Origin of the sequence: Streptomyces sp. NPDC026673 (genome assembly GCF_040638135.1) — a bacterium.
GTDB lineage: Bacteria > Actinomycetota > Actinomycetes > Streptomycetales > Streptomycetaceae > Actinacidiphila.
On the sequence record NZ_JBEZXR010000091.1, the window covers coordinates 1 to 21180 of the forward strand.

The window sequence follows — 21180 nt, forward strand, 5'->3', positions numbered from 1 at the left end:
CTATCACCCCCAGCCCGCACAACCCCAACACATTCGCGGTGCTTGGTGTTCGCCGGTGGGCCGTCCGGACCCGCGGGTGGGCCCGCGGCGCCGGCGCCGGCACGGCGGGCGTCCGTCGGGGAGGCCGCGGGGCGGCGCGGGCGTCAGGAGTCGTCGCGCTGCGCGCGCTCGGCCCGCTCGGCGTTCTTCTCCTTGATGCGGACCGCTTCCTTCCGCACCTCGGCCTGGGTGGCGCGCTCCTTCTCCAGCCACTCGGGAGCCTCCGACTTCAGCGCCTCGATCTGCTCCGTGGTGAGGGCCTCGGTGATCCCGCCGCGGGCGAGGCCCGAGATGGAGACGCCCAGCCTCGCCGCGACCACCGGCCGGGGGTGCGGGCCGTTGCGGCGCAGCTCCCGCAGCCACTCGGGCGGGTCGGACTGCAGCGCGTTCAGCTCGTCGCGCGACACGACGCCCTCCCGGAACTCGGCGGGGGTGGCCTCGAGGTACACACCCAGCTTCTTCGCCGCCGTGGCGGGCTTCATGGTCTGGGCGGAATGGTGCGACGTCATGCCCCAAGGATATCGAGCGCGTGCGCGGCCTCCGACCAGTGCCGGGTAGCCTGGCCGGATGACCGGCTCGGATGCTCCCCCCTCGTTCCGCCTCGCCTACGTCCCGGGCGTGATCCCCGCCAAATGGGTGCGGATCTGGCAGGAGCGGCTGCCGGACATCCCCCTGGATCTGGTCATGGTCCCGGCCGCCGAGGCTCCCGGCGTGCTTCGCGGCCTCGACGCGGACGCGGGCTTCGTACGGCTGCCGATCGACCGTACGGACCTCAGCGCGATCCCCCTCTACACCGAGACGACGGTCGTCGTCGTGCCCAAGGACCACCTGGTCGCGGCCGCCGACGAGGTGACCCTGGCGGACCTGGCCGACGACGTGGTGTTCCACCCCCTCGACGACACCCTGGACTGGCAGGAGCTCCCCGGGCGGCCCGCGATCGAGCGCCCCGCCACGACGGCGGACGCCATCGAGCTGGTGGCGGCGGGGGTGGGGCTGCTCGTGGTCCCGCAGTCGCTGGCCCGTCTGCACCACCGCAAGGACCTCACCTACCGCACGGTCGTCGACGCCCCCCAGTCACGGGTGGCCCTGTCGTGGCGCGAGGACACCACGACCGACCGGGTCGAGGACTTCATCGGCATCGTGCGCGGCCGCACCGTCAACAGCACGCGCGGCCGCGCCCAGGCGGAGCCGGAGCCGAAGAAGAAGGCCCACGAGGCCGCCGCACGCCGCAAGCCCGCAGCCGCCAAATCGTCCGGCCGCGGGTCCGCGAAGACGCCCCGGCCCGCCGCGAAGCGCGGAAAGCCCCGTCGACGTTCGTGACCGGGGTGATGGCACCTCCATCATGACAGTCCGGCGGCGCTTTTTGTAGGACGGAACGCACAGCTCAGAGGCCTTGTAGGGGAGTTGGGGCGGCTTCCAGAATCCCCGTCATGGATTTCTCCACAGGCGTCGATCAGGACGCGGTGCTGCGTGCGCGAACCATGCTGCTCGGATCCGGCCGGCTCACCGCGCGCCAGAAGGTCGCGGCGTACCGGGTGCTGGCGGAGGTGAGCCCCTTGTCGTATCTGCCCAAACTGTCGGAGGCGCTGATCGCGCACGGCTACGACGAGGAGTTCCGGGACCGGCCGCAGGAGCGGCTGGCCCTGCACGAGGAGGCGGCCGTCGCGGCGCGCCGGATCGCCCCGGCCGAGCCGGGGCGCACGAAGGCGCTGCTCGACGCCCTGGGGGCGTACGAGCACGGGTTGTACTCGGCCGGGCGGCGCACCGAGGGTCTGGCGGTGTGCGAGGAGATGGCGGCGGCCGGACGGCTGGGGTTCGAGCTGGGGCAGGTGCCGAGCCCGGTGTACGGGCACACGCGGCTCGCCGTCGTGCTGGCCGAGGAGGGGCGCCACCGGGAGGCGGCGGAGATCTGCGAGGGGTTCGTCCGGGGCAGCGGCTCGGACGGCGACGACGACGTCTCCTTCTGGTCCACGGTCGCATGGGTCGCCGAACTGGAGGCCGCGGGACTGCGCGACGCGGCGCTGGACGCCTTGGTGCCGCTGCTGGACTTCCTGCGCCGCCGGCTCGACGAGGACCACACGTCGCTGGCCATCGTGACGTGGACCCTCGTACGGCACTCCCAGATGCTGGACGAGGGCGGGCGTCCCGCCGAGGCCGCCGAGGCCAGGCGGGAGGCGCTCACGCTCCTCGCGGAACTCGACCTGACGGGGGAGCGCCAGAGCTGGAGCAACATCCAGACGTGGTGGACCACGCTGTACCTGTTGTCCGGCAGGGCGCTGGAGCCGTCGGGTGCCCCGGGCGCACCGGCACCGCCGTACGGCCGGCACGTGATGCACTGGTCGCCGGACGTCTCCCGGGCCTACGCCGCGGAGCTCCCGGGCCTGGAGGCGGAGGTCGCCGCGCTCACCGAGGCGGCCGCGGCCGAGCCCGGCCGGCACCTTCCGGCGCTGGTCGCCGCCCATCGCAGGCTGACCGTCCGGGCGGCGCTGCGCTGGGAGCGCCGTACGCACCGCATCCTGAAACCGCTGCGGCCGCTCTTCGCCGAGGGTGTCACGCTCGCCCGCCGCCTCGCGGCCCTGCCCGGCGCCCAGCGGGGCGAAGAGGCTCTGGGCAGGGCGCTGGCCGACCGTTCGATGTTCCTGCTCGCCGCCCTGCAGTATGGAGAGGCCTACGACGACTTCCGCGAGGCCGTGGCGCTGCTGGACTGACCAGCGCGGAGTTCGCCCGGTGTTCGCCGGGCGGCGTGCGGCCGCCACCGGGCGGAGGCCCGCACGCCAACCGGGGCGCCCAGACTCGCCGGGCTCCGCGGCGCCCATCGCGGGGTGGCGGGCCCGGAAAGCTTTGCATAAAAGTTCCGGAGGCCGTATAGTCATGCCATCAAGGAGGAGGGTCCATGGCATTCCGGGCAGCGGTGGCGGGAGCGAGCGGGTACGCGGGCGGAGAGGTCCTGCGCCTGTTGCTGAGCCACCCCGAGATCGAGATCGGCGCGCTCACCGGGAACTCCAACGCCGGGCAGCGCCTCGGCGGCCTGCAGCCGCACCTGCTGCCGCTCGCGGACCGCGTGCTGGAGGCCACGAGCGCGGAGGCGCTGGCCGGGCACGACGTGGTCTTCCTCGCGCTGCCGCACGGGCAGTCGGCCGCGGTCGCCGAGCAGCTGGGCGACACCGCGCTCGTCGTCGACTGCGGTGCCGACTTCCGGCTCGAGGACGCCGCCGACTGGGAGCGGTTCTACGGCTCCCCGCACGCCGGCACCTGGCCGTACGGCCTTCCGGAACTGCCGGGTGCCCGTGCCGCGCTGGAGGGGTCCAAGCGCATCGCGGTGCCCGGTTGCTACCCCACCGCGGTCTCGCTCGCGCTCTTCCCCGCGTACGCGGCGGGCCTGGTGGAGCCCGAGGCCGTGATCGTCGCCGCGTCCGGCACCTCCGGCGCGGGCAAGGCGGCCAAGCCGCACCTGCTGGGCAGCGAGGTCATGGGCAACATGACCCCGTACGGCGTCGGCGGCGGGCACCGGCACACCCCCGAGATGATCCAGAACCTCTCGGCCGTGGCGGGGGAGCGGGTCACCGTCTCCTTCACCCCGACCCTCGCGCCGATGACGCGCGGCATCCTCGCCACCTGCAGCGCCAAGGCCAGGCCCGGCACCACCGCGGACGCCGTGCGGACGGCGTACGAGAAGGCGCTGGCCGACGAGCCGTTCGCGCACCTGCTGCCGGAGGGCCGGTGGCCCGCCACCGCCGCCGTCCACGGTTCGAACGCCGCGCTGATCCAGGTCGCGTACGACGAGGCCGCCGGACGGCTCATCGCCGTCAGCGCCATCGACAACCTCACCAAGGGCACCGCCGGCGGCGCCGTGCAGAGCATGAACATCGCGCTGGGCCTGCCCGAGGGACTGGGCCTGAGCACCGTGGGGGTCGCGCCATGACCCCCCGCCCCGCCGCCCGCGCCCGCCGGGCCGTCGCCGTGCTGCTCACCCGGGCAGCGCCCTGCGACACGGGCGCCGACACGGACGGGACGGGCCCCGCGGCCGGGCCGCACACGGACATCACGGCGAAGGCCGCGCCCCTGCGGTGCGTCGGCCCAGCAGCGGACAAGGAGACGGCACAGTGAGCGTCACGGCAGCACAGGGATTCACGGCGGCGGGCATCGCCGCCGGGATCAAGGAGAACGGCAACCCGGACCTCGCCCTGGTGGTGAACGGCGGCCCGCGGCTCGCCGCGGCCGGCGTCTTCACCTCCAACCGCGTCAAGGCCGCCCCCGTCCTGTGGTCGGAGCAGGTACTCAAGGGCGGCCGGGTCTCCGCCGTCGTCCTGAACTCCGGCGGCGCCAACGCCTGCACGGGCCCGCTCGGCTTCCAGGACACCCACGCCACCGCCGAGGCCGTCGCGGACGCTCTCGGCCACAGCGCGGGCGAGGTGGCCGTCTGCTCCACCGGGCTGATCGGCGTCCGGCTGCCGATGGACAGGCTGCTGCCGGGCGTCGCCAAGGCCGCCGGAGAGCTCTCCGCGCACGGCGGCGAGAAGGCCGCCATCGCCATCAAGACCACCGACACCGTCCACAAGACCGCCGTGTACGAGGGCGACGGCTGGACCGTGGGCGGCATGGCCAAGGGCGCGGGCATGCTCGCGCCGGGCCTGGCCACCATGCTGGTCGTCCTCACCACCGACGCCGACCTGGACTCACCCACGCTCGACAAGGCGCTGCGCGCGGCCACCCGCACCACCTTCGACCGGGCCGACTCGGACGGATGCATGTCCACCAACGACACGGTGCTGCTGCTCGCCTCCGGCGCCTCCGGCGTCGCCCCCGCGTACGAGCCCTTCGCGGCCGCCGTCGAGCAGGTCTGCGCGGACCTGGCCCGGCAGCTGATCCGCGACGCGGAGGGCGCGTCCAAGGACATCAGGATCGAGGTGATCAACGCGGCGACCGAGGCGGACGCCGTCGAGGTGGGCCGCTCCATCGCCCGCAACAACCTCCTCAAGTGCGCGATCCACGGCGAGGACCCCAACTGGGGCCGGGTGCTCTCGGCGATCGGCACCACCTCCGCCGAGTTCGAGCCCGACCGGCTCAACGTCGCCATCAACGGGGTGTGGGTCTGCAAGTCCGGCTCCGTTGGAGAGGACCGGGAGCTGGTCGACATGCGCTACCGCGAGGTCCACATCACCGCCGACCTCGCCGCGGGCACCGAGACCGCGACCATCTGGACCAACGACCTGACCGCCGAGTACGTCCACGAGAACAGCGCCTACAGCTCATGAGCGCCCGCAAGCACACCGCGCTGCCCAAGGCGCAGATCCTCATCGAGGCACTGCCCTGGCTGACCCGCCACCACGGCAGGACCGTCGTCATCAAGTTCGGCGGCAACGCCATGGTCGACGAGGAACTGAAGGCCGCCTTCGCGCAGGACGTCGTCTTCCTGCGGCACGCCGGACTCAAGCCGGTCGTCGTGCACGGCGGCGGCCCGCAGATCAGCGCGCAGCTCGACAAGCACGGCCTGGTCAGCGAGTTCAAGGCCGGGCTGCGGGTCACCACGCCCGAGGCCATGGACGTCGTCCGCATGGTGCTCGCCGGGCAGGTGCAGCGCGAGCTGGTCAATCTGCTCAACCAGCACGGCCCGCTCGCCGTCGGTCTGACCGGCGAGGACGCCCACACCATCAGCGCGACCCGGCACCGCCCGCTGATCGACGGCGAGGCCGTCGACATCGGCCGGGTCGGGCAGATCACCGAGATCGACACCGGCGCCATCGAGGCCCTGCTGGACGACGGCCGCATCCCGGTCGTCTCCTCCATCGCCCGCAGCGCCGACGACGGCCACGTCTACAACGTCAACGCCGACACCGCCGCCGCGGCCCTGGCGGCCGCGCTCGGCGCCGAGACGCTGATGGTCCTCACCGACGTCGAGGGCCTGTACGAGGACTGGCCGCACAGCGACGACGTCATCAGCCGGCTCACCGCGAGCGAGTTGGAGAAGCTGTTGCCCGAGCTGTCCAGCGGCATGGTGCCCAAGATGGAGGGCTGCCTGTACGCGGTGCGCAACGGCGTGCACACCGCTCGCGTCATCGACGGCCGGGTCGCGCACTCGATCCTGCTGGAGATCTTCACCGACGAGGGCATCGGCACGATGGTGGTGCCCGACGCCGCGGGCACGTCCGCGAACGCATCCGTGAACGAAGGGGGACAGGCATGACCGGGACCGCCGGCCGGGGGAACGAGGCGCTGACCGGGCGCTGGCAGGGCTCCCTGATGGACAACTACGGCACCCCGCGGCTGCCCCTGGTCCGCGGCGAGGGCGTCAGGTTCTGGGACGCCGACGGCAACGAGTACCTGGACTTCCTCGGCGGCATCGCCGTGAACGCGCTGGGCACCGCGCACCCCGCGGTCGTCCGCGCCGTCTCCGAGCAGATCGCGACCCTGGGCCACGTCTCCAACTTCTTCATCGCCGAGCCCACCGTCGTCCTCGCCGAGCGGCTGCTGCAGCTGTCCGGCCGCCCCGGCCGCGTGCTGTTCTGCAACTCCGGCGCCGAGGCCAACGAGGCCGCCTTCAAGATCGGCCGGCTGACCGGCCGCACCCACATGGTGGCCACCGAGGGCGGCTTCCACGGCCGCACCATGGGCGCGCTCGCGCTCACCGGACAGCCCAAGAAGCAGGAGTCCTTCCGCCCGCTGCCCGGCGACGTCACCCATGTGCCGTACGGCGACGCCGAAGCGCTGCGCTCCGCCGTCACCGAGGAGACCGCGCTCGTCGTGATCGAGCCCATCCAGGGCGAGAACGGCGTCATCGTGCCCCCGGCCGGCTACCTGGCCGCCGCGCGGGAGATCACCCGCGCCACCGGCACCCTGCTCGTCCTGGACGAGGTGCAGACCGGCATCGGCCGTACGGGCCACTGGTTCGAGCACCAGGCGCAGGGTGTCGAGGCGGATGTCGTCACCCTGGCCAAGGCGCTCGGCGGCGGACTGCCCATCGGCGCCACCCTCGCCTTCGGCCCCGCGGCCGACCTGCTGACGCCCGGACAGCACGGGACCACCTTCGGCGGCAACCCGGTCGCCTGCGCCGCCGCGCTGGCCGTCCTGGACACCATCGAGCACGAGGGCGTGCTGGAGAACGTCAAGCGCCAGGGCGAGAGACTGCGCCAGGGCATCGAGGCACTCGGCCACTCTCTGGTCGATCACGTGCGCGGTGCGGGCCTCCTGCTGGGTATCGTGCTCACCGAGCCGCTCTCCGCCCAGGTGCAGAAGGCGGCTCAGGACGCCGGACTCCTGGTGAACGCCGCCGTACCCGACACGGTGCGGCTCGCCCCGCCGCTGATCCTCGGTGACGCCGAGGTGGACGCGTTCCTCGGGGCGCTGCCGGGCGTCCTCGACGCCGTACACGCCGTAGCGGGACCGCGATCCGGAGAATGACACGACGATGAGCGAGGCGCAGCAGCAGGCCGGCGGAGCCGCCGCCGTACCGCAGACCCGGATGGCACGCCACCGGCGGATCGTGGACATCCTGAACCGGCAGCCGGTGCGGTCCCAGAGTCAGCTCGCCAAGCTGCTCTCCGACGACGGGCTGAGCGTCACCCAGGCGACGCTCTCCCGTGACCTCGACGAACTGGGCGCGGTGAAGATCCGCACCAACAACGGCGAACTCATCTACGCCGTGCCCAGCGAGGGCGGTTTCCGCACCCCCATGGCACCGCTCGGGGAGTCGGTGAAGGAGGAGCGTATGCGCCGCCTCGCGGGCGAACTGCTCATCTCCGCCGAGGCGTCGGCCAATCTCGTCGTCGTCCGCACGCCCCCGGGCGCGGCGCAGTTCTTCGCCTCCGCGATCGACCAGGCCGAGGTGTACGACATCCTCGGCACCATCGCCGGCGACGACACGGTCATGCTGATCAGCCGTGACCCGGCCGGCGGGCAGGCGGTCGCGGACCACCTGCTGCGCCTGGCCGGAGGCGGCGAGCGCTGAGCCGGATCACACGACGGGGCTGAGGCCGCCGTCGAAGTTGATGCCGGTGCCGGTCACGTAGGCGGCCCGGCCGGAGAGCAGGAACGCCACCAGGTCCGCGAACTCCTCCGCACGGCCCACCCGGCCCAGCGGAATCCCGGACTCGCGGCCCATGGTGGCGTACAGCTCCTCCACGGGCACCCCTCGCTCCTCGGCCTGCCGGGCCCACTGGCCGCTCTCCACCAGGCCGACGAGCACGGCGTTGACCCGGATGTTGTCGGGCCCGAGCTCCTTGGAGAGCGCCTTGGTGAGGGCGAGGCCCGCGGCCCGGGAGACCGACGTCGGGGTGCTGCCCGCGCCGGGGGCCTTGGCGGACACGGCGAGGGTGTTGACGACGCTGCCGCCCCCCGCGGCCCGCAGATGGGGGAGGGCCAGCCGGGTCAGCCGTACGGCGGCGTGCAGCTTCAGCTCGAGGTCCTCCTCCCACACGGAGTCGTCCTGGCGCTCGAAGAACCCGGCCGCGCTGCGGCCGGCGTTGTTGACCACGGCGTCGATCCGTCCCCAGCGGCCGTCGGCGGCGGCGACGAAGCGCTCGAGGTCCTCGGGGCGGGTGACGTCCGCGGGCACACCCACCACGTCGGCGCCCGTGGCACCCATCTCCTTGACCAGGCGCTCGATGCGCTCGGGGTCACGTCCGCACAGCGCCACCCTGGCGCCCTCGGCGGCCAGCCGCCGGACGAGGGCCGCGCCGAGGCCGTCGGACCCTCCGGTGATCAGCACGACCTTGTCGTTCAGTTGCAGATCCATGTGACGCATTCTTGCCACTGGGAACAGCTGATCGTCAAGCGCTCAACTCGGCGACGAATCGCCCGAATCCCGAGGTGTGCCAGGTCGTGCCGTCGGGCGCGACCGCGAAGGCCTCCACGTCGGGGAGTCCTTCCAGCCATTCCCGGGCCCGGCCGCCCATGGCGTATCCGGCCGTTGCCCAGGTGTCCGCCTCGGTGAGGGACGGGCAGACGACGGTCAGGGAGGCGAGTCCCCCCGACGGCGGCTCGCCCGTGCGCGGGTCGAGGATGTGGCAGCCGCGCTCGGCGGGTCCCGAGGTGGCGACGGCCAGTTCGGCGTCCGCCTCGACGACGGTGGCGAGCCCGCCGGGCCGCAGCGGGTCCGCGATGCCGACCCGCCAGGGGCCGCCGAGCAGCTGGACGTCGCCACCGCCGTTGAGGCAGACCTTCTCCGCGCCCGCCGCCGCGATCGTCCGGGCAGCCCGCTCCACCGCCCAGCCCTTGACCAGGCCGGTGGGGTCGGGCGCGGTGTCGGCGCCCGCGTGGCGGAGGGCGAACCAGCCGTCGGTGCGGCGTTCGGCGTCCTCGCACAGCCCCAGCACCTCGCGCACCTCGGGGGAGCACGCGGCGAGGGCGAGCTCCCCGCGGCCCAGCCGGCTGATCTCACTGTCCTCGCGGAAGGTGGAGAACACCGCGTCGACCCGGTGCAGGGAGGCCACCGCCTCCTCGAGGGCGGCGCGGACGCGCGGGTCGCGGGCGCCGTGCACGTCGAAGGAGAACACCGTGCCCATGCAGTGCTCCACGTGCCGCAGGCGCGGGGGGTTGTCGGACATCGTCAGGCACCGGCCTTGTCGAGGGCGCTCTGCAGCGACTTGCGGTAGCCCTCGCTGGTGAAGGAGGCTCCGGAGACCGTGTCGATCCGCGCGCTCTGGGCGGTGACCGCCGCCTGGTTGAGCTTCGGGACGGCGGTGGCGGTGAGCTGGTCGCTGGTGGGGGTGCCGCTCGGGGCCCGGACGGCGGCGGCCGACACGATGCGCCCGCCCTCCACGGTGACCTTCACCTGGACCGGGCCGTAACTGGTCTGCGCCGCCTCTCCGGTGACGGTCTTCCGCGCGGGTGCGCCGCCCTGCTTCCCCGGGGCGTCCGCGCCGCCGGAGCCCCGCCCGTCGGAGGGGGCGGAGGCCACCGGTACCGACGGATCGGGGCCGGCCGGCGAGGGCGCCGCGGAGACCGGCGGCACCTGCTGGGCCGGTGCCCCCGCCTGCGAGGTGAAGGGCGCGGTCGTCGGCTTCAGGGCGAGCAGCAGCACGACCCCGGAGACGGTCGTCACGCTGCTCAGGAGGATCCGGCGCAGCGGGTGCTTCTTCTTCACTCGGACCTCACATCTCGAAGGACTCGTGGTGGATACGGCGTTCCGGCACTCCCGCCTCGCGCAGCGCGGAGTACGACTCCTCGGCCAGCCCCGGGGGGCCGCACAGGTACACGTCGTGCCGGTCGATGTCCGGCAGCATCCGCCGCAGCCCTTGCGCGGTGATCTCCGGGCGGGCGCCGTCGGGTCCGTTCACGGCGTAGACCAGGCGCGCGCCGCGGTCCGCCGCGATCTCCTCCAGCTCGGCCCAGAGCGCCAGGTCCTGCCTGCTGCGGGCCCGGTACAGCAGCGTGAGGTCGCCGGGCGCGGCCGGCAGCGTCTCGAACAGCGCCCGCAGCGGGGTGATCCCGGCGCCGCCCGCCAGCAGCAGCACCTTGCCGCCGCGGCGGCGGGAGGCCGTCATGGCGCCGTACGGGCCCTCGGCCCACACCCGGGTGCCGGGCTCGAGCGAGGCCAGCGCCGAGCTGTGGCCGCCCACCGCCTTGACGGTGATCCGCAGCAGGTCGGGCCGCGGCGGCGCCGACAGGGAGTACGGATTGGCGCTCCAGCGCAGGCCCGGGGCGAGGAAGCGCCAGCGGAAGAAGTGGCCGGGTTCGGCGCCCAGCCGGTGCAGCCTGCGTCCCGTGATCAGCACCGAGACCACGCCCGGCGCCTCCTCCACGGTCTCCGCGACCCGCATGCGGTGCCTCATGTTGAGCCGGACGGGCACCAGCACCCGGTACCAGAGCACCAGCCCCGTCACCGAGCCGTACAGCGCGTACCAGATGCCGCGCGCGGTGGCGCTGCCGGCGAACTCGGCGCCGGTGGCGAGCTGGTGCCAGAAGGTCAGATAGACCGCGGCGTAGGTCAGCAGGTGGACGTAGTACCAGGTCTCGTAGCGCAGCCGGCGGCGCAGGGCGCCCGCCGAGACGAAGCCGATGACCAGCAGCAGCACGGTGCCGGCCGTGGCCTCTATCATCCGCGGGTAGTCCAGGACCACCGAGACCGACTGCTGCACGATCGGCTGCCCGGACTGCTCGGAGTAGCCCCACAGGATCAGCGCGACGTGGACGACGACCAGGGACACGGCGTAGCGGCCGCTCATCGCGTGCCAGCGGGCCACCCGGTCGCTGCCCACGCGCCGTTCCAGCGCGGGCACCCGGGCCATCTGCAGGACGACCAGGGCGATGGCGTAGCCGCCGAGCAGGCCGGTGATCCGGCCCGCCGCGGTGAGCCAGCCGGCCGTGGTGGGCTGGATGTAGGGGGTGTTGCCCCACCACAGCCAGACGACGCCGGCGGCGCCCGCCCAGGCCAGGAGGAGCAGCGGGATCGCGGGGGAGCGGCGGGGCCGGATCCGGCGCATGGCCTGCCGTCTGCCCGCCCTGCTGTTGTGGATCATCGTGGTGGTGGCCGCCATGCGCATGTGTACGGGCGGCACCGCGCCGCCGCTCAAAGCACGCTTTCGTCCTTCGAGCCGTGCGGCGATGTGGTATGGCCGCGCGGCCGTTCCGGAACGTGCGCAGGGGGCGTGCCGGGGCGAGGCGGGGTCGACGGCCCGGATGCCGCGTGTGATCCGGCCCGCCCCTCTGACCTGCGGCGACACGGCCGATTGACGAACCATGCAGAGGAGTGCATACTTATACCCATCAGCGTATGCCTCATCACCGCCGCCATACGCACCCGACCTCGTGCACCAAAGGAGAGACCCGTGACCGAGCGCGTCGTACTCGCCTACTCGGGCGGACTGGACACCTCCGTCGCCATCGGATGGATCGCCGAGGAGACCGGCGCCGAGGTCATCGCGGTGGCCGTGGACGTCGGCCAGGGCGGCGAGGACCTGGACGTCATCCGCAAGCGGGCGCTCGCCTGCGGCGCGGTGGAGGCCGAGGTCGCCGACGCCAGGGACGAGTTCGCCGACGAGTACTGCCTGCCGGCGATCAAGGCCAACGCCCTCTACATGGACCGCTACCCGCTGGTCTCCGCGCTCTCCCGGCCGACCATCGTCAAGCACCTGGTGGCCGCCGCCAAGAAGCACGGCGCCTCGATCGTCGCCCACGGCTGCACCGGCAAGGGCAACGACCAGGTCCGCTTCGAGGCCGGCATCTCCTCCCTCGCCCCCGAGCTGACCTGCATCGCCCCGGTCCGCGACTACGCGATGACCCGGGACAAGGCGATCGCGTTCTGCGAGGAGAAGAACCTCCCCATCGCCACCACCAAGAAGTCCCCCTACTCGATCGACCAGAACGTCTTCGGCCGGGCCGTCGAGACCGGCTTCCTCGAGGACATCTGGAACGCCCCGATCGAGGACGTCTACGAGTACACCCAGAACCCGGCCACGGCCCGCGAGGCCGACGAGGTGGTCATCACCTTCAAGCAGGGCGTCCCGGTCGCCATCGACGGCAAGCCGGTCACCGTCCTGCAGGCCATCCAGCAGCTCAACGAGCGCGCGGGCGCCCAGGGTGTCGGCCGGATCGACATGGTCGAGGACCGCCTGGTCGGCATCAAGTCCCGCGAGGTGTACGAGGCGCCGGGCGCGATCGCGCTGATCACCGCCCACCAGGAGCTGGAGAACGTCACCGTCGAGCGCGAACTGGCCCGCTACAAGCGGCAGGTCGAGCAGCGCTGGGGCGAGCTGGTCTACGACGGCCTGTGGTTCTCCCCGCTCAAGCGGGCGCTGGACGGCTTCATCGACGAGGCCAACCAGCACGTCTCCGGCGACATCCGGATGACGCTGCACGGCGGCCGCGCCGTCGTCACCGGACGGAAGTCCGGCGAGTCCCTGTACGACTTCAACCTGGCGACCTACGACACCGGCGACACGTTCGACCAGTCCCTCTCGAAGGGCTTCATCGAGATCTTCGGCATGTCGTCGAAGATCGCCGCCAAGCGCGACCTCGCCTAGTCAGTAGCCTCGACCACGGCAGCCCGCCTCCCCGCCCGTCCGGCGGGGAGGCGGCCGCACAACCGAACCCCGACGGAAGCGAGCAGAGCAGTGAGCACCAACAGCGGCGACGTCCGGCTCTGGGGCGGCCGTTTCGCCGACGGTCCCGCGGAGGCGCTGGCCAAACTCTCCGCGTCCGTCCACTTCGACTGGCGGCTCGCGCCGTACGACATCGCCGGCTCCCGCGCCCACGCGCGCGTCCTGCACAAGGCGGGCCTGCTCAGCGACGTCGAGCTGACCCGCATGCTCGCCGGCCTCGACCAGCTGGAGACCGACGTCGCCGAGGGCTCCTTCACCGGCACCATCGCCGACGAGGACGTCCACACCGCCCTGGAGCGCGGCCTGCTGGAGCGGCTCGGCCCCGACCTCGGCGGCAAGCTGCGGGCCGGCCGGTCCCGCAACGACCAGGTCGCCACGCTCTTCCGGATGTACCTGCGCGACCACGCCCGGACGATCGGCGGCCTGATCGCCGAGCTGCAGCACGCCCTGGTCCGCCTCGCCGAGACGCACATCGACGTCGCCATGCCCGGCCGTACACATCTGCAGCACGCCCAGCCGGTGCTCTTCGCCCACCATGTGCTGGCCCACGTCCAGGCGCTCTCCCGGGACGCCGAGCGGCTGCGGCAGTGGGACGAGCGCACCGCGGTCTCCCCGTACGGCTCCGGCGCCCTGGCCGGTTCCTCGCTCGGGCTGGACCCGGAGGCGGTCGCCAAGGACCTCGGCTTCGAGCACGGCTCGGTGGCCAACTCCATCGACGGCACCGCCTCGCGGGACTTCGTCGCCGAGTTCGCCTTCATCACCGCCATGATCGGTGTCGACCTCTCCCGGATCGCCGAGGAGGTCATCATCTGGAACACGAAGGAGTTCTCCTTCGTCACCCTCCACGACGCCTTCTCCACCGGCTCGTCGATCATGCCGCAGAAGAAGAACCCGGACATCGCGGAGCTCGCCCGCGGCAAGTCCGGGCGCCTCATCGGCAATCTGACCGGTCTGCTCGCCACGCTGAAGGCGCTGCCCCTGGCGTACAACCGCGACCTGCAGGAGGACAAGGAGCCGGTCTTCGACTCCTGCGACACCCTCGAGGTCCTGCTGCCCGCCTTCACCGGCATGATGGCCACGCTCACCGTCAACCGGCAGCGCATGGAGGAGCTCGCCCCGGCCGGCTTCTCGCTCGCCACGGACATCGCCGAGTGGCTGGTCAAGCAGGGGGTCCCCTTCCGCGTCGCGCACGAGGTCGCGGGGGAGTGCGTCAAGGTCTGCGAGGCCGAGGGCATCGAGCTGGACCAGCTGACCGACGAGCAGTTCGCCAAGATCTCGCCCCACCTGACCCCCGAGGTGCGCGCGGTCCTCAACGTCCCCGGCGCGCTGGCCGCCCGCGACGGCCGCGGCGGCACCGCGCCGTCGGCGGTCGTGGTGCAGCTGGCCGAAGTCAAGCGGAACCTCGCCGTCCAGCTGGCCTGGGCGCAGGCCAAGGACTGATCCGAGGTCTCCGCGAGCCCGGCCGGGTCCGTCCATCCGGCCGGGCTTCTTCGTCCTCTCGGATGAGACAAGAGTGTCTCATCCGGATTACCCTTGTCTCATGAGCTTCGATCGTGAGCAGGTCCTGCGGGACGCGGCCGACCTGCTGTCGCGGCGTGCCACCGCCTCCATGGACGAGATCGCCAAGGCGGCCGGCGTCAGCCGTGCCACCCTCCACCGGCACTTCCCCGGCCGGGACGCGCTGGTGCGCGCCCTCGGTCTGCTCGGCATCGAGCAGACCGAGGAGCGCCTGGACGCCGCGCGCATCGAGGAGGGCGACCCGGTCGAGGCCGTGCGCCGGCTCATCGCCGAAGCCGTGCCCGTCTCCGGCTTCCTGGCCTTCCTCTACGGCGAGAACCAGATCTACGACTTCGCCGAGATCAACGAGGGCTGGGCCCGCATCGACGCCCGGGTCGCCGCCCTCTTCCGGCGCGGCCAGGAATCCGGCGCCTTTCGCTACGACCTGACCCCCGCCTGGCTCGTGGAGGCGCTCTACGCGCTCATCGCGGCCTCCGCCTGGTCCGTCCAGGACGGCCGCATGGCCCGCCTCGACCCCGCCCGCATGGTCACCGAACTGCTCCTCGGCGGCATGCTGCGCGTCCCCCGTGACACCGGGAGCGCCTCATGACCACCGCGGCACCCGTCGCGACCGCGCACCACGACGACCGCGGCCACCCCGCCCGCTGGCTCGCGCTCGGCATCCTCACCCTCGCCCTGCTGCTCGTCGCGGTCGACGCCACCGTGCTCGGCCTCGCCGTGCCCTTCCTCAGCGAGGACCTGCGGCCCACCTCGACCGAGTTGCTGTGGATCGGCGACATCTACTCCTTCGTCATCGCGGGCCTGCTCGTCTCCATGGGCGGCCTCGGCGACCGGGTGGGCCGCAAGAGGCTGCTGCTCACCGGCACCGCCGCCTTCGGCGGGCTCTCCCTGCTCGCCGCCTACGCCACCACCCCCGGCACGCTCATCACCGCCCGCGCCCTCATGGGCGTCGCGGGCGCCACCCTCATGCCGTCCACGCTCGCCCTGATCCGCACCCTCTTCCCCGACCCGCGCGAGCGGAGCTTCGCCATCGGCGTCTGGGGCGCCATCTCGACCGCGGGCGCCGCCCTGGGGCCCGTCGTCGGCGGGATCCTCCTCGAACACTTCTGGTGGGGCTCGGTCTTCCTCATCAACCTGCCCGTCATGGCCGTGCTGCTGGTCGTCGGCGCCCGCCTGCTGCCCGAGTCCCGGGACCCCGCGCCCGGCCCGTGGGACCCGGTGAGCGTCCTGCTCTCGCTGCTCGGCATGTTCGGCGTCGTCTACGCCGTCAAGCAACTGGCCGTCCACGGCCCCGGATCCACCGCCCTCGCCACCGGGCTGCTCGGCGCGAGCTGCCTGTACGCGTTCGTCCGCAGGCAACTCGCCCTGCCCAAGCCGCTGCTGGACATGCGGCTCTTCCGGCACCGGGGCTTCTCCGGCGCGGTACTGGCCGACCTGCTCACCGTGCTCGGGCTCGCCGGGAGCGTCTTCTTCCTCTCCCAGTTCCTCCAGATCGTCCAGGGCCGCTCCCCCCTGGAGGCCGGCCTGTGCGAACTCCCCGCGACCCTCGGCGCCGCCGTCACCGGGCTCGCCGCCGGCGCCGCCGCGCGCCGCTGGTCGGTCCGCGGCGCCGTCGCGGGCGGACTCGGCGCCACCGGCCTCGCCCTGCTCGCACTCCTCGCCCTGCGGCCCGGCACCGGTTACCTCATGCTCGGCGCGGCCCTGCTGGTCGTCGGGGCCGGCGCCGGGCTGTCGTTCACCGTCACCGCCGACGTCATCCTCTCCAGCGTGCCGCCGCGGCAGGCCGGTGCCGCCTCCGGCGTCTCCGAGACCGCCTACGAACTCGGCGCCGCCCTCGGCATCGCCCTGCTGGGCTCCATCGTCACCGGCATCTCCGGCGGCCCCGCCTCGGCGGACCCCGCCGCCTTCACCGACGGCCTGCGTGCCGCCTCCGCCGTCGGCGGCGCCGTCCTGCTGCTGGCCGCCGCGGCCGCCTGGCGCCTGCTGCGCGGCCAGCGGCTCGCGGAGAGCCGGGTCTCCACGGTGGGCCACTGACGCTCCGGGGCGGCGGGCCGAGGCCGCCCGTCGCGCCGGGGTGCTTCGTGCTGCCGAAGGCCGGACCTGGTCCCCGTCCCGACACGGGGTCAGGCGGCGTCGGGATCGTCCAGGGTGAAGACCGTCAGCCACTCCGAGCCCGCGGGCCGGTACCCCAGGTCCATCAGCGCCGTGGTCACCGCGCGCATGTGCCCCGCGCCGTACAGGATTCCGGCCGTGAACGGCTCGGGACGGCCGGAGTGGGCGTGGTGCACACGCGTCACCGCGTCGATCAGGAGGCGGTCGCGCCGGTGCACCACCAGGTCGTCGATCCCCGGCGAGAAGTCCGCGGACTCCTCCTCGGCGTCACTGGGCAGATCCTCCGACTGCAGGTGCCGGGCGAGGAACCGCCGGGTGCCGAGCAGCCGCATCCCCGCGACGTAGGCGGGGACGAGCGCGGCCACCGCCGCACGCTCCCGGAGCGGCAGCCGCCGCCACCGGCCGTCGAACTCCTCACCGGTCATGTCCGGGAACACCACCGGCACGCCCAGCGTGGCGAAGTCGATGTCCTGGACGACCAGCCCCAGACGCTCGTGCCCCGCGAGGCTGCGGTACGACCGGGTGAGCGCCCGCACCGCCGAACTGCCCTGGACGCCCTCGGCGATCACGAGGTCGCACGAGGCGCGCAGCCGCGTCGTCACCTCCCGGTAGAACGCCGGCTCCCCCAGATGGACCATCGGGTACAGCTCGAAGGACAGCGCCGTCCCCCGGCTGCGGAAGCGCAGCAGCGCCGACCGCACCCCCGCCAGCTCCGTGACCTCTATGTACTGCATACGCCCCCCGCCCCCGGCGGATCCGTCAACCGCGAGGACGCGCGGCGAGGGCCAGGGGGTTGCATCGGCAGGGGCGCGGAAGCCGGATCCCACTGCCTGTCACCGCTGTGAGGGTGATGCCCCGACACCGGCGCCGGCCGGGTCCGTCGCGGTCGGCTTCCCGCGGCCGGTGCAGATCCGGCCGTAGCCGCCCGAGGGCATGGAGGCGGATCCGTCCGCGAGGATCAGGCGGATCTCCCGAGGGCCCCGCGCGGCGAAGTCGTCCTCACCCCGGCCCGGATGCCCACCGGCAACGGGCCGGTCGGGCGGATGCCCCGGCCGTGAGCGGACCCCGGGACACCGGGACCGGGCTACGCCGCCTTCGCGTGGTCCGCGGCCCGGCCGGCCTTCGCCTTCGTGGCGTAGATGTCCACGTACTCCTGGCCGGACAGCCGCATCACGTGGCTCATCACCTCGTCGGTGACGGCGCGCAGCACATAGCGGTCGCGGTCCATGCCCTCGTAGCGGGAGAACTCCAGCGGCTCGCCGAAGCGGACGGTGAAGCGGTGCAGCCGCGGCACACCGGCGCCGCCCGGCTGGATCCGGTCGGTGTCGACCATCGCGAACGGGACCACCGGGGCCCCGGTCATCAGCGCCAGCCGCGACACGCCCGTGCGGCCCCGGTAGAGCCGGCCGTCGGGGGAGCGGGTGCCTTCGGGGTAGATGCCGAAGACCCGGCCCTCGTCCAGGATGCGACGGCCGGTCATCAGGGCGGCGACGCCTCCGTGACCGCCGTCGCGGTCCACGGGGATCATGCCGACGGAGGTGAAGAAGGCCGCCATCAGCCGGCCCTTGATCCCGGGGGTGGTGACGTACTCGTCCTTGCCGATGAAGAACACCTGACGCTTCACGACCAGCGACAGGAACATCGAGTCGATGAACGTGACGTGATTGCCGGCGAGGATCACGGGGCCGCTGCCCGGGATGTGTTCCGCGCCCTCGACCCGGGGGCGGAACAGAACGCGCATCAGTACTCCGAGCAGTGCCTTGAGGATGATGCGGAACAACGGGTCCTCCGGTCGTGGTCGGCGGGAGTCCGGCCGGGCTCCCGCGGGGGTTCGCTCACCAGTGTGCGCCTCCCCCGGTGAGGACGATACTTCCGCCACGTCGCGACACGCACACCGGGTTCACATGACGGATACGCATTGTTGATGTGCGTTTCCGTCGTGTTCCGTCGCGCGCCGCTCGACGGCAACACCGACCCGCCTACGATGCGCCCGCAGCTTGACAGGGGCCGGACACGCGTTCGGACGACACGAGGGAGCGCACATGACGCACGAGCGGCAGAGCGGGCGGGAACAGGGCAGGGGGCCCGGACGCCGGGCGCTGATCGGAGCCGCGGCGCTCGGCGCCGGCGTGACCGTGTTCGGCACCGCGGGCACCGCCGCGGCCGGCGAGCGGTCCTCCTCGCACGACTCCTCCCACGGCTCCGTCCCCGTCCACCCCCTGCCCGTCCCGACCGTCGTCGGGCACCGCGGCGCGAGCGGCTACCGCCCCGAGCACACCCTGGGCTCCTACCAGCTCGCCCTGGACCTCGGCGCCGACGTCATCGAGCAGGACGTCGTCCCCACCAAGGACGGTCACCTGGTCTGCCGCCACGAGCCCGAGATCGGCGGCACCACCGACGTCGCCGACCACCCCGAGTTCGCCTCCCGCAGGACCACCAAGACCATCGACGGGGTCGCCACCACCGGCTGGTTCACCGAGGACTTCACCCTCGCCGAGCTCAAGACCCTGCGCGCGGTCGAGCGCCTGCCCGCACAGCGGCAGCGCAACACCCTCTACAACGGCCACTGGGAGGTGCCGACCTTCGAGGAGGTGCTGCGCTGGGCCGACGAGCAGGGCCGCCGCCGCGGCAAGGCGGTGTGGCTGCACGTGGAGACCAAGCACCCCACCTACTTCCGCGGCATCGGCCTCGGCCTGGAGGAGCGGCTCGCCAAGCTGCTGCGCCGCTACGGCCGCGACAAGCGGAACTCGCCGCTGTTCCTGCAGTCCTTCGAACCCGGCAGCATCCAGCGGCTCGGCGCGCTGGGCCTGCGCAACCCCAAGGTCGTCCTGCTGGACGCGGCCGGCACCCGCCCGTACGACTTCGTCGTCGCCGGTGACCCGCGCACCGTCGCCGACCTGGTCACCCCGGCCGGCCTGAAGTGGATCGCCGGCTTCGCGCAGGGCATCGGCCCCACCCTCAACCTGATCATCCCGCGCGACGCGGCCGGCAAGCTCGGCACGCCCACCACCCTGGTGCGCGACGCGCACAAGGCCGGGCTGATCCTGCACCCCTACACGATGCGCAACGAGAACAGCTTCCTGCCCGCCGACTTCCGCGTCGGTACGGACCCCAACGCCTACGGTGACGCCTTCGGCGCCTTCAAGGTCTACTTCGAGCAGGGCATCGACGGCATCTTCTCGGACAACTGCGACACCGCGCTCCTGGCCCGCGCGGAGTTCGTCAACAGGAGGTGACCGCCCTCCCGCGCACGGGTGGTTACCCCGCCACGGGGCAACCACCCGGCGCGGCACGGGTGTCCCGGCGGGCATGACCCCGCGCGTACGACACGAAGAACTGGCCGCCATCCGCCCGCTGCTCGCCGCCGAGGCCGCGGCCGAGTCCGTGCCCGCCGGCGTCGAGGCGGCCGACCTCGAACAGTCCGTGTGGCTGCGGCTGCTGGAGCTCCCCGAGCCACCCGCCGACCCGGCCCGCTGGCTGCGCCGGGCGGTGCGGGCCGAGGCGCGCCTCGCCGTCCGCCGCGCCCGCCGCGAGACGCCGTACGTCCCCGGCCGCCATCCCGCGGCCGCGGCCCTCCCGAGCACCGAACAGCAGGTGCTCGCCGCCGAGCAGCGCCGCGCGCTGCTGGCCGCCGCACACCGTCTGCCGGGGCGCTGTCCCGAGCTGGTATCCGCCCTGATCTCCCGTTCCGACCCCACTTACCGGGAAATCTCCCGGGAGTTGGGAATCTCACAGGGCAGCCTCGGACCTTTGCGTTCCCGGTGCCTGAGTTGCCTGCGTACGATCCTCGGAACCGGGGTTGCATCACCCGTACGACGGGGTAATGCACCGTAAACAGTCGGCGTATGGACGCTTGTGCACGGCCGCGCCGCCTTCCGGACACAATTCAGGGCAACGTCCCGCGCCGCACCCTCACCCCCCGCGGCCCGGGCGGACTCGAAGGAGAGGCCAGCGCACATGGGCATGAGCGTGACCATCTCTGCGGCGACCGGTGACGACGCCGAGAAGATCCTCAAACTGCAGTACCTCTGCTACCAGAGCGAAGCCGCGTTGTACGGCGACTACGGCATAGAACCCCTGACCCAGACCCTCGACGCGCTGCGCGCCGAACTCGCGGGCGGGATCGTGCTGGTGGCGCGGCTCGGCGAGGAGGTGGTCGGCTCGGTCCGCGGCTCCGTGGACGAGGACGGCACCGCACGCATCGCCAAGCTGATCGTCCACCCCCGCATGCAGCGGCACGGACTCGGCGGCCGCCTGCTGCGGGCCATCGAGGAGCGGCTGGCCGCCGAGAGCGAGGCCAAGCGCTACCGGCTCTTCACCGGCCACCGCAGCGAATTCAACCTGCGGCTGTACCGCAAGCTCGGCTACGCGCAGGTGGGCAGCGTCGAACCGGTCACCCGGCAGTTGAGCCTGGTGCACATGGAGAAGCCCGCCGCCCGGCCCGAGACGTACGCCGCGAGCGCCTGAGCGCGCG

The 21180-nt window shown here is 72.9% G+C and carries 22 protein-coding genes; 15 read left to right on the forward strand and 7 right to left on the reverse strand.

What is annotated here, in order from left to right:
- Positions 1-143: 143 nt before the first annotated feature.
- The gene (locus AB0F62_RS37075; protein ID WP_361809904.1) at positions 144-548 is read right to left on the reverse strand and encodes a DUF5997 family protein; all 405 of its coding nucleotides are present in this window, start codon (positions 546-548) and stop codon (positions 144-146) included.
- A 58-nt stretch (positions 549-606) separates the two neighbouring features.
- On the opposite strand from AB0F62_RS37075, the gene AB0F62_RS37080 reads away from it, so the two are divergent.
- The 8 genes from AB0F62_RS37080 (at position 607) to AB0F62_RS37115 (ending at position 7984) form a co-directional block, all read left to right on the forward strand.
- Positions 607-1359, forward strand: coding sequence for a LysR family transcriptional regulator substrate-binding protein (locus tag AB0F62_RS37080; protein ID WP_361809906.1), 753 nt, complete (start codon positions 607-609; stop codon positions 1357-1359).
- Positions 1360-1469: 110 nt separating this feature from the next.
- Entirely contained in the window at positions 1470-2747 is a 1278-nt protein-coding gene (locus AB0F62_RS37085; protein WP_361809908.1) for a hypothetical protein, read from the forward strand.
- A gap of 185 nt (positions 2748-2932) precedes the next feature.
- The gene (gene argC, locus AB0F62_RS37090) at positions 2933-3961 is read left to right on the forward strand and encodes an N-acetyl-gamma-glutamyl-phosphate reductase (RefSeq protein ID WP_361809910.1); all 1029 of its coding nucleotides are present in this window, start codon (positions 2933-2935) and stop codon (positions 3959-3961) included.
- The gene (locus AB0F62_RS37095) at positions 3958-4146 is read left to right on the forward strand and encodes a hypothetical protein (protein WP_361809912.1); all 189 of its coding nucleotides are present in this window, start codon (positions 3958-3960) and stop codon (positions 4144-4146) included. The genes argC and AB0F62_RS37095 overlap by 4 nt, the downstream gene beginning before the upstream one ends.
- Positions 4143-5294, forward strand: coding sequence for a bifunctional glutamate N-acetyltransferase/amino-acid acetyltransferase ArgJ (gene argJ / locus AB0F62_RS37100; RefSeq protein ID WP_361809914.1), 1152 nt, complete (start codon positions 4143-4145; stop codon positions 5292-5294). The genes AB0F62_RS37095 and argJ overlap by 4 nt, the downstream gene beginning before the upstream one ends.
- Positions 5291-6223, forward strand: a complete 933-nt coding sequence (gene argB / locus AB0F62_RS37105) for an acetylglutamate kinase (protein ID WP_361809916.1) — start codon at positions 5291-5293, stop codon at positions 6221-6223. Before argJ ends, argB begins: the two co-directional genes overlap by 4 nt.
- On the forward strand, positions 6220-7437 hold the full coding sequence (locus tag AB0F62_RS37110) for an acetylornithine transaminase (RefSeq protein WP_361809918.1): 1218 nt from the start codon (positions 6220-6222) through the stop codon (positions 7435-7437). The genes argB and AB0F62_RS37110 overlap by 4 nt, the downstream gene beginning before the upstream one ends.
- Before the next feature lie 7 nt (positions 7438-7444).
- A complete protein-coding gene (locus tag AB0F62_RS37115) occupies positions 7445-7984 on the forward strand; it encodes an arginine repressor (RefSeq protein ID WP_361809920.1) in 540 nt (179 codons plus the stop codon).
- A 6-nt stretch (positions 7985-7990) separates the two neighbouring features.
- Here AB0F62_RS37115 and AB0F62_RS37120 read toward each other — a convergent pair whose 3' ends face one another.
- Genes AB0F62_RS37120 through AB0F62_RS37135 form a run of 4 tightly spaced genes read right to left on the reverse strand, consistent with a single transcriptional unit; the run spans position 7991 to position 11513 of the window.
- On the reverse strand, positions 7991-8770 hold the full coding sequence (locus AB0F62_RS37120; RefSeq protein WP_361809922.1) for an SDR family oxidoreductase: 780 nt from the start codon (positions 8768-8770) through the stop codon (positions 7991-7993).
- Between the two features lie 34 nt (positions 8771-8804).
- Positions 8805-9581, reverse strand: a complete 777-nt coding sequence (locus tag AB0F62_RS37125) for an FAD:protein FMN transferase (protein ID WP_361809924.1) — start codon at positions 9579-9581, stop codon at positions 8805-8807.
- Positions 9582-9583: 2 nt separating this feature from the next.
- Positions 9584-10120 carry an FMN-binding protein gene (locus tag AB0F62_RS37130; RefSeq protein WP_361809926.1) on the reverse strand — a complete coding sequence of 179 codons (537 nt, stop codon included), beginning with the start codon at positions 10118-10120 and terminating at the stop codon, positions 9584-9586.
- 7 nt (positions 10121-10127) lie between these two features.
- Positions 10128-11513 carry a ferredoxin reductase family protein gene (locus tag AB0F62_RS37135; protein WP_361809928.1) on the reverse strand — a complete coding sequence of 462 codons (1386 nt, stop codon included), beginning with the start codon at positions 11511-11513 and terminating at the stop codon, positions 10128-10130.
- A 291-nt stretch (positions 11514-11804) separates the two neighbouring features.
- Here AB0F62_RS37135 and AB0F62_RS37140 point away from each other — a divergent pair, with 291 nt between their 5' ends.
- The 4 genes from AB0F62_RS37140 to AB0F62_RS37155 all read left to right on the forward strand — a co-directional run bounded on the left by AB0F62_RS37140 (position 11805) and on the right by AB0F62_RS37155 (position 16628).
- Positions 11805-12998, forward strand: a complete 1194-nt coding sequence (locus AB0F62_RS37140) for an argininosuccinate synthase (RefSeq protein ID WP_361809930.1) — start codon at positions 11805-11807, stop codon at positions 12996-12998.
- 90 nt (positions 12999-13088) lie between these two features.
- A complete protein-coding gene (gene argH / locus AB0F62_RS37145; protein ID WP_361809932.1) occupies positions 13089-14516 on the forward strand; it encodes an argininosuccinate lyase in 1428 nt (475 codons plus the stop codon).
- 100 nt (positions 14517-14616) lie between these two features.
- Positions 14617-15183 (forward strand): helix-turn-helix domain-containing protein, encoded by a 567-nt coding sequence (locus AB0F62_RS37150; RefSeq protein ID WP_361809934.1) that lies wholly within the window; start codon positions 14617-14619, stop codon positions 15181-15183.
- A complete protein-coding gene (locus AB0F62_RS37155; RefSeq protein WP_361809936.1) occupies positions 15180-16628 on the forward strand; it encodes an MFS transporter in 1449 nt (482 codons plus the stop codon). The genes AB0F62_RS37150 and AB0F62_RS37155 overlap by 4 nt, the downstream gene beginning before the upstream one ends.
- 89 nt (positions 16629-16717) lie before the next feature.
- Here AB0F62_RS37155 and AB0F62_RS37160 read toward each other — a convergent pair whose 3' ends face one another.
- Complete coding sequence (locus tag AB0F62_RS37160; RefSeq protein ID WP_361809938.1) at positions 16718-17440, reverse strand: hypothetical protein; 723 nt, start codon at positions 17438-17440, stop codon at positions 16718-16720.
- A gap of 350 nt (positions 17441-17790) precedes the next feature.
- Positions 17791-18486, reverse strand: coding sequence for a lysophospholipid acyltransferase family protein (locus tag AB0F62_RS37165; protein ID WP_361809940.1), 696 nt, complete (start codon positions 18484-18486; stop codon positions 17791-17793).
- Between the two features lie 262 nt (positions 18487-18748).
- On the opposite strand from AB0F62_RS37165, the gene AB0F62_RS37170 reads away from it, so the two are divergent.
- The 3 genes from AB0F62_RS37170 to AB0F62_RS37180 all read left to right on the forward strand — a co-directional run bounded on the left by AB0F62_RS37170 (position 18749) and on the right by AB0F62_RS37180 (position 21173).
- Positions 18749-19942 carry a glycerophosphodiester phosphodiesterase gene (locus tag AB0F62_RS37170; RefSeq protein ID WP_361809942.1) on the forward strand — a complete coding sequence of 398 codons (1194 nt, stop codon included), beginning with the start codon at positions 18749-18751 and terminating at the stop codon, positions 19940-19942.
- 73 nt (positions 19943-20015) lie between these two features.
- Positions 20016-20540 carry a sigma-70 family RNA polymerase sigma factor gene (locus AB0F62_RS37175; RefSeq protein WP_361809944.1) on the forward strand — a complete coding sequence of 175 codons (525 nt, stop codon included), beginning with the start codon at positions 20016-20018 and terminating at the stop codon, positions 20538-20540.
- Between the two features lie 123 nt (positions 20541-20663).
- Positions 20664-21173, forward strand: a complete 510-nt coding sequence (locus AB0F62_RS37180; RefSeq protein ID WP_361809946.1) for a GNAT family N-acetyltransferase — start codon at positions 20664-20666, stop codon at positions 21171-21173.
- Positions 21174-21180: the final 7 nt, after the last annotated feature.

Excerpts from the sequence above, each read along its gene's own strand:
- AB0F62_RS37075 (WP_361809904.1), bottom strand. The coding sequence starts at position 548 with ATGACGTCGCACCATTCCGCCCAGACCATGAAGCCCGCCACGGCGGCG.
- AB0F62_RS37080 (WP_361809906.1), top strand. The coding sequence starts at position 607 with ATGACCGGCTCGGATGCTCCCCCCTCGTTCCGCCTCGCCTACGTCCCG.
- AB0F62_RS37085 (WP_361809908.1), top strand. The coding sequence starts at position 1,470 with ATGGATTTCTCCACAGGCGTCGATCAGGACGCGGTGCTGCGTGCGCGA.
- argC (WP_361809910.1), top strand. The coding sequence starts at position 2,933 with ATGGCATTCCGGGCAGCGGTGGCGGGAGCGAGCGGGTACGCGGGCGGA.
- AB0F62_RS37095 (WP_361809912.1), top strand. The coding sequence starts at position 3,958 with ATGACCCCCCGCCCCGCCGCCCGCGCCCGCCGGGCCGTCGCCGTGCTG.
- argB (WP_361809916.1), top strand. The coding sequence starts at position 5,291 with ATGAGCGCCCGCAAGCACACCGCGCTGCCCAAGGCGCAGATCCTCATC.
- AB0F62_RS37110 (WP_361809918.1), top strand. The coding sequence starts at position 6,220 with ATGACCGGGACCGCCGGCCGGGGGAACGAGGCGCTGACCGGGCGCTGG.
- AB0F62_RS37115 (WP_361809920.1), top strand. The coding sequence starts at position 7,445 with ATGAGCGAGGCGCAGCAGCAGGCCGGCGGAGCCGCCGCCGTACCGCAG.
- AB0F62_RS37120 (WP_361809922.1), bottom strand. The coding sequence starts at position 8,770 with ATGGATCTGCAACTGAACGACAAGGTCGTGCTGATCACCGGAGGGTCC.
- AB0F62_RS37125 (WP_361809924.1), bottom strand. The coding sequence starts at position 9,581 with ATGTCCGACAACCCCCCGCGCCTGCGGCACGTGGAGCACTGCATGGGC.
- AB0F62_RS37135 (WP_361809928.1), bottom strand. The coding sequence starts at position 11,513 with ATGGCGGCCACCACCACGATGATCCACAACAGCAGGGCGGGCAGACGG.
- AB0F62_RS37150 (WP_361809934.1), top strand. The coding sequence starts at position 14,617 with ATGAGCTTCGATCGTGAGCAGGTCCTGCGGGACGCGGCCGACCTGCTG.
- AB0F62_RS37155 (WP_361809936.1), top strand. The coding sequence starts at position 15,180 with ATGACCACCGCGGCACCCGTCGCGACCGCGCACCACGACGACCGCGGC.
- AB0F62_RS37160 (WP_361809938.1), bottom strand. The coding sequence starts at position 17,440 with ATGCAGTACATAGAGGTCACGGAGCTGGCGGGGGTGCGGTCGGCGCTG.
- AB0F62_RS37170 (WP_361809942.1), top strand. The coding sequence starts at position 18,749 with ATGACGCACGAGCGGCAGAGCGGGCGGGAACAGGGCAGGGGGCCCGGA.
- AB0F62_RS37175 (WP_361809944.1), top strand. The coding sequence starts at position 20,016 with ATGACCCCGCGCGTACGACACGAAGAACTGGCCGCCATCCGCCCGCTG.
- AB0F62_RS37180 (WP_361809946.1), top strand. The coding sequence starts at position 20,664 with ATGGGCATGAGCGTGACCATCTCTGCGGCGACCGGTGACGACGCCGAG.